Raw genomic sequence first — 15,406 nt, 5'->3', positions numbered from 1 at the left:
ACATCGACAAACCACTTGGTCGGATGTGTAATTATAAATAACTCAACCACCACTTATCCTTATGAGCCTGCTTATAACCGTCAAACCATTTACAAAGAGGATATAACAACAGGATGATGCCAATCCAGATGGTATATACCCATATCAGGGCAAGTCCATACTCCCTCATTCTTGGCAATTCAGTTATCCATCCTTCGAGTATTAATTTCTCCGCGCCATAGCCTGTAACTTGGGCATACAGCATCGCCGCCAGGTGAATGACATAAATATGTATGATATAATAGAAAAAAGGAACTCTGCCAAAGACAGAAAAGAAGTTAACCAGCCTGCCTTTCCAGTTTTCAGAATTGGCAAGAAATATCAGGGCAACCCCTAAAGTCATCAAGAGATAATCAAATGATGGCGGGTATTTTGACGGATTAAAAAAAGAAATCAAATCCTTAGAAACATTACCATAATCTGTAAAAGGAACAGCATCGCCATAAATGTTCGCGAAACGAAGGAGTACAAAAAGCCCTAGAGCAGAAAATCCGATGGTATTGAAGAGCTTTCTTCTTTTCTCCTGACCAAAGTCAGCGTTATAAAAACCGCCAAAATAGTAACCCAAGGACATAACTGCAATCCACGGAATAAGCGGATAAGCCACAAAAAAGAAATGTTCTTTGTCTATTGGCGCTCCGCCCGGTTCGTGGAATATATTCCAAAGCAGGTTGCCCTGAAAATGGATACTGTCCAATAGATTATGACCTGCAATCAATATAATGCTAAACCAAAAGATAGCTTTTCGTGGTAAATGAATCAAAGCCGAAAGTGCAATCATGCTGATTCCTAATGCCCAAATAACCAACAGTGCCGGATTCCGAAATTGGACATCAAAAAACCACGAAAAGTTAACAATAGTCATTTCAATGATAACCAGCCATATCCCACGTTTGAGTAAGAAACCGGATAATTCACTTTTTGATTTTCGCTTCCCAACCATAAAGGCTGACATTCCCGCGAGGAAACTAAAAGTAGGCGCACAAAAATGGGTTATGAACCGGGTAAAAAAGATGGGTAAAGTGGAGTGGGTAGGATCCGTTGGGTCAAACATCATAGCCGAATAGTGAAAATAATCCCGGGTATGGTCTAAAGCCATGATTACCATGACCAATCCTTTTAACAAATCAATAGATTCAATGCGGTACTTGGTTAGTGTTGTCGTCATTTGGTTTTGGTTAGTGGTTAACTAGGTTAGTTGCAACGACATGGGGATTGTTTTAGTAAATATATATAAAATACTTTAAAGTGCTCTCCGGATTTATATTTCACTTTTTGTTTAGTAAAAAATAATAAGTCCACTTTTATAATTGATCACTGGCCTGAAATTGTTTCATCTCTTCCAAAGGTTCAATGGCACCGTAATCTTTCCATATTTTCGGATCGTAGCGTCTGAGCTGCAAGTATTTAAATTCTTCTTCTTTTACCGCCTCTATGCCTGCATCAGTAGTTTCAGATTTTAGTATGTTCAGGTATTCTTTTTTGCTGTTCATATTGGTTTCAATTTTAAGGTTAATAGCCAAAACGTCTCTTTCCGTATCAGCTAGTTCAATAAATTTTATAGGTCGGTTAATATAAATATACATCCCTGTTTCCAACGTGGCATATTGAAGGTAATATCCGTTACCTGAAGGGTTTGGTTTATAGATGATGGTTCCTTTACTAAAGTTTTCAGATGATTTTATTCCGAGGAGGAATTTCATATTAAACCCACTTACTTTTTCACCTTCCGCTAAGGTGTAATCAGCACGTAATACGGCATAATCGCTTTCAGAAATATAGAGTTTTCCGGTATATATTGCTTTGCTTTTGCGTGGCCTGAATGAGAGTACATATACAAATTCATGGTCTTTTGAATAGACGACTCCTTCATATGTATAGTCATACATTTCGGGCTTGTTGACAAAATTAAGCTTGTCGCTGTAGAGAAAATTGTTTTGAGAAATAAATGAGTTAAGGTCCGATTTGGAATTGGTCACCTGGCTTGGTCTCTTTTTCTTATGGAAATCTTTACGCAACGAAATAGTATCGTGCGAACCAAACCAACCGCTTTTAACCCGATAATATTTAGTAGTGTCTAAATGCTGCAGGAACAGGTTTTTTGATTTTTCCTCTAAATCGTCAAGAGACGACGAATTACTTTCATCCTTAAGTCGGGTAGCTTTGATAACATCGAGTTTGGATGAAAATACTAGTTTGTCTTCTTTTTTCTTTGTGACGGTGTAATAATTACTAAGCATGTCGCTGAATATCACCGGCGGATGGGAGATTATCTTAGCGGTAAAGCTTCTCATCTGGCTGTTTACAGATTTTAAAGCTTCCTTGGTAAAACCTGTTGACTTTTCGATATCAAAATTCAATATCGAAGGCTTTAATGATTGGGTTTCCCTGAAAAAAACTTTATTTTTTGTGGGTTGGAGTTCGCTTTTATAATGTTGGTTTAAATGCTTTTTTACTTCTGCCATTATGCTTACTGCGTCGGGTTTTATATTGGAGACATTGACATTCTCGAGCTCGACAATACCGGCTTCAAGGGAAACAATCAGTTGATTATCTTTGAGTTCTTTTACAGTCATTTTACGATTTTGATACCCTAGGTAGGAAAAGTCAATGGTAGAAGAATCGCTGCTGTTACTTTCGGAAATGGTAAAATAACCTTCGGCATTAGAAACCACATTTTCCGAATGGTTGATAGTTATATTTGCATAAGGAATGCTTTCGTTGGTTTTAGCATCAACAATTTTCCCCGTAATGTTTTGTGCTATGCCTGCCTGAATGCTAAGCATGATGGAGAGGATTGTAAAAAGTTTTTTTTGCATAATGATAAAGTTAGATTAGTAAAGAGCAATTTTACGAATGTAAGTAAAATACTTTACTTTTTAAAGACAAATAATTTATTTTATTTTCTTTATTGTCACACTGAGTGCTGTCGAAAGGCTATTTTCTTTTCTCAAAATCCTTCAAACACCCCTAAGCCAAACAGCGCAAAGTCATATTTCACAGGGTCATTAGCATCGAGTATGCGTAAAGCTGCATCTAGTTCAGCCAATGCTTTGCCATCGTTTTGCTTTCGCGTAAGCAAACCAAGTTTTCTTGCCACATTCCCTGAGTGAACATCTAACGGACAGGAAAGTGCTGCGGGAGAAATGCTTTTCCAGATACCAAAGTCAACTCCGTTCTGATCCTGCCGAACCATCCATCGAAGGAACATATTAATACGTTTTGCAGCAGAGCCCTGCATAGGATCGGAAACATGTTTCATGGTTCGGCGCTGATGGGAAACTGCAAAGAACAGTTTTTTGAATTCGGCTATGGCGGGCTGCATCGATAAGGGTTGCTGGTTTTTGGCGAAAGCCATTTCCAGCCCGTTATGAGTAGCATAAATATGCTGCAGTGCTTTGATAAAGGTCTTAAAGTCTTCGCTGTTAAATGTGCGATGTACAAAACCTTCTGCCTTTTGCAATTGGGCATCGGTGTGGCTCATCACAAAATCATAGGGTGAATCGCCCATCATAGCCATCATTCGTTTGCTGTTGCTAATAATCATCTTTCGGTTGCCCCATGAAATTGTTGCTGTTAAAAAAGCGGCTATCTCAATGTCTTCCTTTAGTGAGAACTGATGTGGAATCTGAATCGGGTCGCTATCAATAAAAGTTGTGGTATTGTATTGAAGTACTTTCTCGTCGAGGAATTCCATGAGTTCAGTCTTATTCATGTCCGCTAACTTTCTGGCTATAAAACCCATCATTTAAATCGGTGCTTCGCTGTTGCGGAATATAAAAAAAGCCAGTTTCAAAATATTTTACCTGTACATCGCTTACACAAGGCAATTGTCCATTGCTGGTTACCCAAAAAAAAGAAGTATCAACAGGGGAATGATAGGACATGTTTCCAACGCTTGCGCCTTTGTATTCCTGCTTCCATTTTGAGTTTGGTTCCGGAATAACAATGTTCTTTAAATGAAAGGTGCTGTTTTGAGTCAGTGTTGCATTTGCAGTCAGGGTTCCAAAAGATAATGGTATAAAGACTATAACTCCAACCGCGAACATACTTAGTACATAGAAACGGAGTATCCATTTTGGGTTGTTAATCCACAAAGACAAGAACAACAACAAAAAGAACAGTGTGAAGTAAACATAAAAGCGGTATTGGGGCGAACTAAAGCACAACAAAACTGCCAATAACAAAAAAGCGGCATAAATGGTCAAAAGTGCTTTTGGTAACTGCTTTTTCAAGATAACAATTGGCGTAACCAATAGTATGAACAGTGACGCAATACCAATATAACCCGTCATTCCATTGTATAAAAAGTAATGTTTAACTATATCCAACAGGGATGTGCTATCATACGCGTTGTTCGGAATATAGAAAGAATTCATCATGTTTTTGCTAAAGAAGTAATCCATAATCAAAGATGGAACCGTATAATCTAAGTCGTTCATTCGGAAGCAAAGCAACGGAAACAAAGGATAGCCTGTGAGCATGGTATTTTTCAAAACAAATAAGAGTAAAACCAAACTGCCAATGCAGATTAGTGAAAGCAGTTGTTTTTTTAAAACAGCAAAGTGTTTTAGCAGCAAAACCAAAGGAAAAAGCAGTAAAACAACCGCTGTAACTTTTATATAAACGGCAAATATTGTCAAAATGGTAATGATAATGAAAGTGTCTTTGGTAACCTCATTTTGGAGATACATTGAAAACATTATAAACGCAAAAACATATACCGGGAAATCAGGTGAAGGCGCACTGATAAATTGAAACAGGAACGCATATGTTAATGGCAGCAGACCAAAGAGTAAATCGATTCGGTTGCCTTTTGTAAAATAGGAATGCAGTTTTTGAAACGCAAAGAAATTCAACAGCAGCATGCAAAACCCATTTAAATCATTAAGCCGGTCATACACAAACGAAAAGCTATAAACGCTCTGGGTAATGTGCCAACCGCTCGCCTGTCCGAAAAACAAATGCAGGTTGGCTAATCCTTTGACAAAACCATACTCGTTGAGCCATTTAACGGTTTGGATATAATAGCTCTCGTTATCAATTATAAAGGGCAAGGTAGCGCTTTGGGCAAGTAGTAACAAACTGCTGACAGCAAACAAAATTCTGATAGAAAATGAGAATGATTTGATTTTGGACACTGCAGTTAGCCAAACTGAAATAAAGTCAGCCTGGTTGCGGTACCAAAAAAGAATTGACAGCCCTAGTAACAAAGCATGAAACGATATAGAAATAGGGCCAAAGAAAGCCCAAACAGTAGCCAAAAGTGTTATTGAAAACAATCCTAAAATAGAAGTTACGACAACATCGCATTGCTTGATACCTAACGATTTGGAAAAGGCAATACCAAAGCTAGATGCCGTAAAAAATATATAAAGCCAACTAAATAGAATTAGTATCATATCGTCAAACGATTAGTCCATCTTTCATGACCAGCTTCCGGTCCGCCATATTGGCAAAAACCTCGTTGTGGGTAACTATGACAAAGGTTTGCCCAAATTCATCTCGTAATTTAAAAAATAACTGATGAAGGTTCTCTGCTGAAGCGGTATCCAGATTTCCCGAAGGCTCGTCGGCAAAAATAACATCGGGTTTGTTAATCAACGCACGGGCTACAGCCACACGTTGTTGTTCACCGCCGGAAAGTTCATTGGGTTTATGATGTATTCTTTCCGATAAGCCTAGATAATCCAATAATTTTTTTGCCTCGACTTCAGTTGGTGCCTTTTCTTTACCGGCAATAAAAGCAGGAATGCAGACGTTCTCTAAAGCGGTAAACTCGGGCAATAATTGATGAAATTGAAATATAAAACCAAGATGCGTATTTCTAAACTTAGATAATGCTTTGTCTTTCATTATCAATATGTTTTCTCCATTTATTTCAAGTGATGTATCATTTTCTTTTTTTGGATTATCCAAAGTTCCAAGAATTTGTAACAAAGTAGTTTTTCCGGCACCGGAAGCACCAACTATAGACACAATTTCGCCTTGTCTGATATGCAAATCGACACCTTTTAAAACATGTAAAGTATCGTAGTATTTATGGATATTTTTGGCAATAATCATGGAATGTATTTTTAACAAAGGAACAAAGATATTCTTTTATTAACTAACTCTTTGTCCATCTTTTGAACTACGGCATTAGATTTGTATAAACGTTTTATAAATTAAAATAAAATGTATAAAGCAAAAACCATAGGAGTCACTAAAACTTCCAAATCAGCAAAGAAAACCAAACTGTACCTTGGTATTGTTTTCGACTTAATAGGAATGTGCCCAACATTATTTCCGCCCTTAGGATGGATTTGGGCACCCATTTCCGGACTGATATTAGCCTCAATGTACAAAGGCAAAACAGGCAAAATGGCAGGTATCATTGATTTTGCTGAAGAGCTTCTTCCAGTGGTTGACTTTATTCCAACTTTTACGCTAACCTGGTTTTACGTGTATGTGATTAATGGTGAAGAATGATGATTAGCTTCTTTCACACCATTTGGCAAATGAATATTAAGCCCCAGCCCGAAGCCTATTCTTTCATTAAGAATAGTATAGTTTTTATTTATGCTTGAATAATATATAAAGTTGTGTTAATTATATATTTTTGTTTAATAATTATATAAATTTGTTAAACAAAAAATATTCTTATGAACACTTCAATTGAAAAAGAAATATACGAATTGATGGGCGACAACCATCAAATGACTTCCGGGGAAACACCATTAAGATTAGACGCTTTCAGCAAATCGGACAAAGACAAAATGGTATCAATCGAAAAGCATTTTCATTCAATAATGGAAGAGATTGGTTTAGATATGACCGATGACAGTTTAAGAGGAACGCCTCATAGGGTGGCGAAGATGTTTATAGAAGAAATATTCTCTGGATTGAACCCCGCGAATAAGCCTAAAATATCTGTTTTTGATAACTTGTATCATTATGATAAAATGCTGGTTGAAGCCAATATTAGTTTTAATTCTACTTGTGAACATCATTTTTTACCGATTATTGGTAAAGCTCACATTGGCTATGTTTCGAGTGGAAAAGTAATTGGTTTGTCTAAATTGAATAGAATTGTTGATTACTATTCTCGCAGACCACAGGTACAAGAGCGCTTGATTATGCATATTTTCAACGAATTAAAATCCGTATTAAAAACGGATGATGTGATTGTGGTAATGGAAGCCAAACACCTATGTGTATCAAGTCGGGGGATTAAAGACGAAAGTAGCTTTACTTCTACAATACAATATGGTGGGATTTTTAATGATAAAGAAAATCGCAATGATTTCTTTAATTTAATTAAACAAGAAAAATAAAAGTTATTAGTTGTTATGTTTTTAGAAATCCCGAATTTATTCGGGATTTTCTTTTTTTAAAAGAAAACCAAAACCACAGCTTCTAAGGATTTTCTTTTCGAACGCCCAAAAGAAAGTGAACTGTCCGAATAAGAATCCAAAGCTAACCAGCAATAATTGATAAATAGGAAAGATAAGTATGATGTATAAAGGGTAATATTCCCATGCGGATGCTGTATTTTTACTAATTCCAAAGAGGGCAAGGATAGGTTTAGAGAGAAAGGCAGCACTTGAACCCGTAATCGCAAATACAACAATAATGACAAACAATTGCCAATTTGATTTGATGTTCCAGCGTTCTTTGAAGTTACCCATGATAGTTATAGCTCCACAAAACTACTCAATTTATTGATTTGGAACAAATCCGGCCAGTTGTTGATTGTTGGTAATTTGAAAATAAACCATGTAATTGTAAATCAGATAATTTACCTCATAACCATAATGAATGTTCCTATCGTAATTAATTTGCATTTCATACAAGTTACGATAGCGTTCGGGCTGTAAAACCCTATTATTCCATTCGCTTACATATTGTTGATTTTTACTTTCCAGGTAGCTTTCTGAGTAGAAGCCTCTAGGTTTTGCACGCCCCGCAATCCAGCTGCTAAACCCGGAATCCATAATAATGACCTCGTATTCCAGTGAATCATTTGCTATTCTGACAACATCTTTAGAGATTTTGGAATCAGGAGTTTTCGCTTTTGATGCAATATTCTTATCAAAGTGACAGGAAGCCAATAGAACAATTAAAAGTAACGGCACAATAATTTTCATCGCTGTTTAGTTTGCATAAAATTACGAAAAACAAAGAACGGTTGTTGCAATTTTAACAAATAAAAAATCACGTTAAACAGGTGGTTTTCAGAACATTTTGTAATGTTTTATTATACTTTTTCAGCTTTCAGAAGGCTGATAACTTGTTCAGCAAGTTCTGTTCCAATTCTGTCCTGTGCTTCCAAAGTCGCTGCACCGATATGTGGTGTCAGGGATATTTTCGGATGCATTAATATCTGAATTTCTGGTGTTGGTTCGTTTTCAAAAACATCCAACCCTGCAAATAATACTTTTCCTGAATCCAACGCTTCAATTAAGGCTACTTCATCAATAACGCCACCACGAGCACAGTTAACAATACCTACACCATCTTTCATCTGTGCAAACTCTGCTACACCAATCACATAACCATCTTGTGCCGGAACGTGAAGTGTAATAAAATCAGCATGTTTGAAAATGTCTTCCATAGGTTCAGTTATAAACTCAACGTTGATGAATTGCCCGTTGTAGAAATCTACTTTTACTTCGGCATTGTCAACATATTTATCAGCGGCTATAACTTTCATTCCAAGGCCTAACGCCATTTTTGCTACTGCTTGGCCAATGCGTCCAAAACCAACAATTCCTAAAGTTTTGCCACGTAATTCGATTCCGTTGGCATATGCTTTTTTCAGGCCATCAAAGTTGGTATCGCCTTCCAAAGGCATATTTCTATTGGCATCCTGAAGAAAACGAACACCCGTAAACAAATGTGCAAATACTAATTCGGCCACACTTTCAGAAGAAGAAGCCGGCGTATTAATAACATGCAAACCTTTGCTGCGAGCATACTCAACGTCGATATTATCCATACCAACGCCACCACGACCAATGATTTTCAGACTCGGACAATTATCAATAATTTCCTGGCGAACTTTGGTAGCACTTCTCACAATAATTACCGAAATCTTGTGCTCATTGATATAATTGGCTACCTGTTCCTGGGCAACTTTAGTTGTAATCACTTCAAAACCACCTTTCTCTAACGCTTTAATTCCGCTGTTGGAAATTCCGTCATTGGCTAATACTTTCATGCTGTTATTTTAAATTATAAATTTTGAATTTTTAGGAGCTATTCCGGCTTTCCGCGCTACACGGTAGCTTGCTTCAATCCGGGCTAGGGCGATCTATTTAAACTGTAACTTCGTTTTGTTTTACAACTTCCTCCAGTTTTTTCATAACATCAACCAAAACCTGAACACTTTCTAATGGCAACGCATTATACATTGAGGCACGGTAACCACCAACAGAACGATGGCCTGCAATACCTGAAATTCCGGCTTCTTTCCACATCTTGTCAAAGGTTTCCTGGTTCTTTTCGTCAACCAATAAGAACGTTGCGTTCATATTGCTTCGGTCTTTTTTATCGGCAGTTCCAATGAATAAAGAATTTCTGTCTATTTCATTATAAAGCAGGTTTGCTTTAGCGTCGTTGATTTTTTCAACAGCAGCAATTCCGCCCATGTTTTTCAACCATTGTAAAGTTAAAAGACAAGTGTAAACAGCGAAAACCGCAGGCGTATTATACATGCTTTCTGCCTTGATATGTTTTTCATAATCCAAAATACTCGGAATAGTTCTTCCTGATTTACCTAAGATTTCTTCTTTTACAACAACCAATGTCGTTCCGGCTGCACCCATATTTTTCTGCGCACCAGCATAAATCAAATCGAATTGCGTAAAGTCTAAACTTCTTGAAAATATATCAGAACTCATATCACAAATCACAGAAATGTCGGTATTCGGAAATGATTTCATTTGGGTTCCAAAAATGGTATTGTTACTCGTGCAGTGAAAATAACTTGTGTCGGCAGGAATAATGTAATCGGTTGGAATATGATTGTAATTTTGCTCTTTTGAAGAAGCAACTATAACTGTTTCGCCAAAAAGTTTGGCTTCCTTAATAGCATTGTTTGCCCAAGTTCCTGTGTCTAGATAAGCAGCTTTACCGTCAACTTTCATCAGGTTTTGCGGTACCATCAAAAACTCTAAACTGGCACCACCTTGTAAAAACAAAGCCTGATATCCTTTTCCTTCCAATCCCAAAAGTTCTAAAGCCAACGCTCTCACTTCATCCATAACAGCAACAAAATCTTTGCTTCTGTGCGAAATCTCAAGAATAGATAAATCAGAATTATTAAAATTTAATACGGCTTGTGCTGATTTTTCAAATACTTCTTGTGGCAAAATGCATGGACCAGCGCTGTAATTATGTTTTTTCATGGTGACAGATTTCTAATAAATTGAGTTGCAAATTTCGTAAACGGCTTTTTAAAAAGCGATTAGAATTCCGCAATAATTAAACGATGTTATTAACGAAAACGTTATAGTTTATAACAATTGTTTGGAATATCACAAAGATGCTAAAAATTGGACAGTATCCACATTATCAGCATAATCCCAAAGTTTTGGCTGCTGGGTTTGCCCAAAAGGAATTGAATTTCTGATTAAATTATTGGAAACAATACACTGCATTTGCTCTGCTTCGTTTGCCAAACGTGTCTGCAAATCAGCAATGTCTTCGTAATATTCATAAAACACAGAAGAAATAGGCGAGGCGTGGCTAACGTCTTCTTTTAGCGTTAGGAACTCATTATCCAGCAATTTAAAATTACTCATCAGGAAAACTGCTTTGTTGTAATCGTAGTTGTTTGAATATTTTTCGTAGAAAATAACATCTTTGTATTCATAAATGGCTTTAAAGAACTTTTCAAAACTATAGTCTTTTGGCACAAAAAGTTTGGAAACATTACGACAGCCCAAACCGAAATACCTGAAAATATCTTCCCCAAGATTCACTAAATCCTTCTGTGTTTCTTTTCCGTTTAAAACCGCCACTGAATTTCGATTTTTGCGAATGATACATGGTTTGTCCTTAAAATAAAATTCAAAATAACGTGCGGTATTGTTACTTCCTGTGGCAATTATAGCATCAAAATTTTCTAATTTGCCATCGGTAAATGAGATGTAGTAAGAAAGTTTAGGCTCAACACTTATCATATAATTGGCCACAAACTGTATCAGATGTTGGTCATTCGAAGAAGCTTTTACCAATACTTTATGACCCGTAATGAGCACAGAAAGAAAATCGTGAAAGCCAACCAATGGAATGTTTCCTGCAAGAATTAAACCCACTGTTTTTGACTTCACATTGGATAAGTCGTAGTTTGATAACCATTTATTTAAATTATCTTCTGTCAAAGCTTCTGCCCAGGAATGAACAGCAAAGTAAACCTGTTCCGGCGTAAACCATCCATTATGGGATTGGGAAAGCGCAAGTAAGTTTTTAAATTTTTCGAAATACAAATCATTATGAAGCACATTGGCATCCATAATTTGTTCATTCAAATTGAACTGGTTTAAAAATTTTCCTAATGCTACAAAAGGAAATTTTGTGTTAATAGAATTCATTTAATTTGCTTAAGAATGGTTTTGATTGTAAATTTGGGCAAAAATAATTAAAAATAAGCTATGGCTATCATTATAACGGATGAATGTATAAACTGTGGTGCCTGCGAACCTGAATGTCCCAATACTGCAATTTATGAAGGTGCAGACGATTGGAGATATAAGGATGGAACCAAACTTAATGGGAAAGTAATTTTGCCAGACGGCACTGAAGTAGATTCAGACGCGGCACAAACGCCCATTTCTGATGATATTTATTATATAGTTCCGGGTAAATGTACCGAATGCAAGGGTTTTCATGAAGAGCCACAATGTGCAGCCGTTTGCCCTGTAGATTGTTGTGTGCCTGACGAAAATCATATTGAGAGTGAAGAAACGCTAGTCAATCGGCAAGCTTTTTTACATAATGAGTAATAAAAAAATCCTGAATGTGAATTCAGGATTTTTCGTTAAGGTAGATTAATTTATTTTTGTAGATTGTATACTTCTTTTGTTATCGTATCTGTCTTTTCATCATAAGTCTCTAACACTAAATTTCCGTTTGAGTCAAAATAACCAACTGAAAACTTACCGTCATTTTTATAAATATAATTATTGTTAGAGGTTCTTCTTAACAACGACAAACCTTTATTGTTATAATTGGTTACCTTATAACCTGATTTGTCGGCTGCGACCTGAAATTTTTCACCGTTGCTTGAATAAAAAGCCGAATGGTCAACATCCACTATTGTTTCTTGACCGTCAATACTAACTTTAGTAGTTTCAGTTATATTTACCGGTGTCGATAGAATTTCGGTGTTTTTTGTACCAGGCTGAACATCATTCAATTCTATATTCTGAACCTGTTTTATTTCTTCTTTTTTAACAACTTTGTGTTCCCCTTTATGGTCTTTCACAGTGGTTGTTGTGGTAACTGTTTCAGTTTTTTTGTTTTGATTTTGTGATTGAATGCTCAGCGAAAACAGAAAAGCAAACACTCCTAAAATTGCAGTTTTCATAATAATAAAATTTAATGATTAGTATCTACAAATCTAATGCTACATTGCAAGAAAGGTGTTACATAATTATAGGTTAAATTTATATTTTTCGCATAAAAAAACCTGAGTGTTTACTCAGGTTTTTTGGATTATTGTATTTATTAAAACTTGAGACTAAGCCTGGTATAGTAGTATGCGCCGCTAAAACCCATTTGTACAGAATCCCAATAACCACCGGCTTCAGTGTTTCCGGATTCGTCTTGTTTCGTCGGGTAAATGTTAAATAGATTGTTACTACCCAAACTTAATTTTAATTGTTTGATTAACTGGAAACCAAGCGTCAAATCGGTTACTATCTTCGGGTTGTAAACGTTATCCGCACCTGCATAATCCACAAGGATTACTTTGCTGAATCGGGTAAAAGACAAACCGGCATCAAACCATTTTCTTTCATAGTTCAGATTAAGACCGAACTTGTTGTTTGGCGCAGATGCTTTTAAGAAAGCAATCTCACGCGCTCCAAAGAAGGTTTCCTGATCCAATGCTCCGTTATTCACATGACTAACTTGCATATCATTAATATTTCCAACCACTGTGGCTCCAAATTTAGAGCTTCCAAAAGAATTCTTCCACGACATAACAATATCCACGCCTTTAGTTACCGTACTTACGCCATTCACAAAAAATTGAGCGGAATCTACGTTTAGGTTTAAGGCCGTTGCGTCAAAATAGCCGGTTAGTACAATCCTGTCGCTTACATTAATTAAATAACCATCGACAGTTGCAGTAAATTTCCCGAACTTACCTGTCAGCCCTACAGAACCATTTCTTGATTTTTCCTCTCTTAATTTATCAATGCCAAAACCTTGAGTAACCGCGCTTCCGTTTGCAGCTAATAAAACTTCCGTTGCGCCGGTAGAATTAAAGTTAGTAAAACTGGTATTAAAATATATTTGAGCTAACGATGGCGCTCTGAATCCGGTGCTGAATGAACCTCTCAGACTTACATGGTCGCACATTTTCCATTTATACGCCATTTTAAGATTTAATGTATTTCCAAAATCGCTGTAATGCTCATAACGAAGCGCAGTTCCTAACAAGAATTCGTCAGAAACATCCAGTTCCGCATCAACATAGCCAGCAATATTGTGTCTACGTTCGTTAACTTGATTATCCGGACTGAATCCAGGAAAGCCTTGAGAACCACCAGGTCTCGGATTTCCTGAAACGGGGTCAATAGGAGCAGATTGTGTTGTAGGGTCTACAATAGGATCTCCATTAGTATCATAAGTTGCATAAGAACCTATTTCACCAGCAGTAATTTCATATTTTTCTACTCTGTACTCTCCACCAAAAGCAAAGTTTAATCCATTTAAAACCGATTTAAAGTTTTTTGAGAAATCAAGATTAGTCGTATTTTGAATTAATCTAAATCCACCCGCATGAAACTGTGTTGGTGAAGTATCTTCCAAACTGGCATTTAAAGTTCCTTTGATTGTGTAATCAAAAACATTCTGACCATACGCATTGCTCAAATCAATTTTCCACCCAATGAAATTAGCCTTAAAGCCTCCTGCGATTGAATTGTCAAAGATTTTTGAAGTAATCCTTGGCGTATAACCACCAGGATAAATTGACTCTACAACTCTCTCACCATCATTCCTGGTAAAGGCATAAGCATCCGTATTTCTGTCATTTCTTCCGCCAAAGGCATAAAAGTCAATATTATTTGTAAGCGGTACTTGCAGATTAGCCATTACGTTATAGCTTTTTATTTCGGCTTCGCCAAATCCTTTTCTGAAATCAAAACCCGGACGCAAGGTTTTATCTTTGGATAAATATTCTCCCGTTAAATTAAAAAATCCGCTTTTTCCAAGTTTAACGCCATAATTAGCGCCGGCTTTTAATGAAAATCCATCATATTTATGGTCTTTACCATAAGAATTTCCATTTCCGTTTTGGTCTAATTCATAACCCGGTGTATTTGGCGTTCCCGGAAGAAAATCGCCGTCAGCATCATTCTTATAAATTCCCGTAGTTATCGAACCATTGAATTCATTGACATTGTCATTTAAGACAATATTTATTACTCCGGCAATCGCATCCGAACCATATTGTGCCGCAGCACCATCACGCAGGATTTCGATTCTCTTGATAGCACTCGCCGGAATCGCATTTAAATCGGTTCCTGTATTCCCGCGGCCACGTGTTCCAAATAAATTGATTAACGACGATTGATGTCTTCTTTTTCCATTGATTAAAACCAAAGTCTGGTCGGGACCCATACCTCTAAGTGTAGCCGGATCAACATGGTCAGCGCCATCAGACCCCGATTGTTTATTGGCGTTAAAGGATGGTGCTAAATATTGAAGCAGTTCATTGATTTCGATTTTCCCACTCTGGGTCGTAACATCTTTTACATTAATGATGTCAATAGGTACGGCGGAATTTAAGACCGTTCGTTTAGCATTTCTGGAACCTACAATTTGAACTTCCTGCAGTTCCTGAACTTTTGTCGTATCTGATTTTGTTTCGTTGGGTTCTTTTTGGGCAAAAACTACCGAAATCGGAGCGATTAATAATAGTAAAGTAATTTTTTTCATAAATGTTGGTTTGGTTAGTATTTATTGAAAATTGGTACTTGCAATATATATATTATTTAACATAATTTCAGCCCTACATAAATAATTCTATTAACGATTTTAAAAACAATATAAACCTTACCCGTTGGGTGTAATTATTTAAAGTAAAAATAAATTGATTAAATATTGGTCAAGATACTGAAATTCAGTATCTTGAAGTCGCAAAACAAAC

15 protein-coding genes are annotated in these 15,406 nt (G+C 36.6%); 3 read left to right on the top strand and 12 right to left on the bottom strand.

What is annotated here, in order from left to right; translation table 11 throughout:
• Positions 1 to 31: 31 nt before the first annotated feature.
• From Q0Q99_RS05640 to Q0Q99_RS05620, 5 genes are all read right to left on the bottom strand, one after another.
• A complete protein-coding gene (locus tag Q0Q99_RS05640; RefSeq protein WP_293892712.1) occupies positions 32 to 1,207 on the bottom strand; it encodes a heparan-alpha-glucosaminide N-acetyltransferase domain-containing protein in 1,176 nt (391 codons plus the stop codon).
• A 136-nt stretch (positions 1,208 to 1,343) separates the two neighbouring features.
• Entirely contained in the window at positions 1,344 to 2,858 is a 1,515-nt protein-coding gene (locus Q0Q99_RS05635; protein WP_293892709.1) for a carboxypeptidase-like regulatory domain-containing protein, read from the bottom strand.
• 131 nt (positions 2,859 to 2,989) lie between these two features.
• A complete protein-coding gene (locus Q0Q99_RS05630) occupies positions 2,990 to 3,754 on the bottom strand; it encodes a TIGR02757 family protein (protein ID WP_293892706.1) in 765 nt (254 codons plus the stop codon).
• Positions 3,747 to 5,441: a hypothetical protein gene (locus Q0Q99_RS05625; protein ID WP_293892703.1), complete on the bottom strand. Its 1,695-nt coding sequence runs from the start codon at positions 5,439 to 5,441 to the stop codon at positions 3,747 to 3,749. Before Q0Q99_RS05625 ends, Q0Q99_RS05630 begins: the two co-directional genes overlap by 8 nt.
• Before the next feature lie 4 nt (positions 5,442 to 5,445).
• Complete coding sequence (locus Q0Q99_RS05620; RefSeq protein WP_293892700.1) at positions 5,446 to 6,105, bottom strand: ABC transporter ATP-binding protein; 660 nt, start codon at positions 6,103 to 6,105, stop codon at positions 5,446 to 5,448.
• 111 nt (positions 6,106 to 6,216) lie between these two features.
• On the opposite strand from Q0Q99_RS05620, the gene Q0Q99_RS05615 reads away from it, so the two are divergent.
• Positions 6,217 to 6,510: a hypothetical protein gene (locus Q0Q99_RS05615; protein WP_293892697.1), complete on the top strand. Its 294-nt coding sequence runs from the start codon at positions 6,217 to 6,219 to the stop codon at positions 6,508 to 6,510.
• Positions 6,511 to 6,683: 173 nt separating this feature from the next.
• Positions 6,684 to 7,355, top strand: a complete 672-nt coding sequence (gene folE / locus Q0Q99_RS05610; RefSeq protein ID WP_293892694.1) for a GTP cyclohydrolase I FolE — start codon at positions 6,684 to 6,686, stop codon at positions 7,353 to 7,355.
• 36 nt (positions 7,356 to 7,391) lie between these two features.
• Here folE and Q0Q99_RS05605 read toward each other — a convergent pair whose 3' ends face one another.
• The 5 genes from Q0Q99_RS05605 to Q0Q99_RS05585 all read right to left on the bottom strand — a co-directional run bounded on the left by Q0Q99_RS05605 (position 7,392) and on the right by Q0Q99_RS05585 (position 11,618).
• On the bottom strand, positions 7,392 to 7,709 hold the full coding sequence (locus tag Q0Q99_RS05605; RefSeq protein ID WP_293892691.1) for a DUF6787 family protein: 318 nt from the start codon (positions 7,707 to 7,709) through the stop codon (positions 7,392 to 7,394).
• Between the two features lie 30 nt (positions 7,710 to 7,739).
• Complete coding sequence (locus Q0Q99_RS05600) at positions 7,740 to 8,168, bottom strand: DUF6146 family protein (protein ID WP_293892688.1); 429 nt, start codon at positions 8,166 to 8,168, stop codon at positions 7,740 to 7,742.
• A gap of 110 nt (positions 8,169 to 8,278) precedes the next feature.
• A complete protein-coding gene (locus Q0Q99_RS05595; protein WP_293892685.1) occupies positions 8,279 to 9,241 on the bottom strand; it encodes a D-2-hydroxyacid dehydrogenase in 963 nt (320 codons plus the stop codon).
• 97 nt (positions 9,242 to 9,338) lie between these two features.
• Entirely contained in the window at positions 9,339 to 10,430 is a 1,092-nt protein-coding gene (gene serC / locus Q0Q99_RS05590) for a 3-phosphoserine/phosphohydroxythreonine transaminase (protein ID WP_293892682.1), read from the bottom strand.
• A gap of 129 nt (positions 10,431 to 10,559) precedes the next feature.
• A complete protein-coding gene (locus Q0Q99_RS05585; protein ID WP_293892679.1) occupies positions 10,560 to 11,618 on the bottom strand; it encodes an acyl-CoA reductase in 1,059 nt (352 codons plus the stop codon).
• Positions 11,619 to 11,678: 60 nt separating this feature from the next.
• Between Q0Q99_RS05585 and Q0Q99_RS05580 the strand changes: the two genes are divergently transcribed.
• Complete coding sequence (locus tag Q0Q99_RS05580; protein WP_293892676.1) at positions 11,679 to 12,029, top strand: 4Fe-4S dicluster domain-containing protein; 351 nt, start codon at positions 11,679 to 11,681, stop codon at positions 12,027 to 12,029.
• A gap of 50 nt (positions 12,030 to 12,079) precedes the next feature.
• Here the strand turns inward: Q0Q99_RS05580 and Q0Q99_RS05575 are convergent, their stop codons facing one another.
• Together Q0Q99_RS05575 and Q0Q99_RS05570 are read right to left on the bottom strand one after the other, a co-directional pair.
• Entirely contained in the window at positions 12,080 to 12,613 is a 534-nt protein-coding gene (locus tag Q0Q99_RS05575; RefSeq protein WP_293892673.1) for a hypothetical protein, read from the bottom strand.
• A gap of 140 nt (positions 12,614 to 12,753) precedes the next feature.
• Positions 12,754 to 15,195, bottom strand: a complete 2,442-nt coding sequence (locus Q0Q99_RS05570; RefSeq protein ID WP_293892670.1) for a TonB-dependent siderophore receptor — start codon at positions 15,193 to 15,195, stop codon at positions 12,754 to 12,756.
• Positions 15,196 to 15,406: the final 211 nt, after the last annotated feature.

This window comes from Flavobacterium sp., assembly GCF_025352425.1.
Classification (GTDB): domain Bacteria; phylum Bacteroidota; class Bacteroidia; order Flavobacteriales; family Flavobacteriaceae; genus Flavobacterium.
The sequence above is the reverse complement of the archived record's forward strand: the minus strand, read 5'-3'. Positions and strand labels throughout refer to the sequence as shown.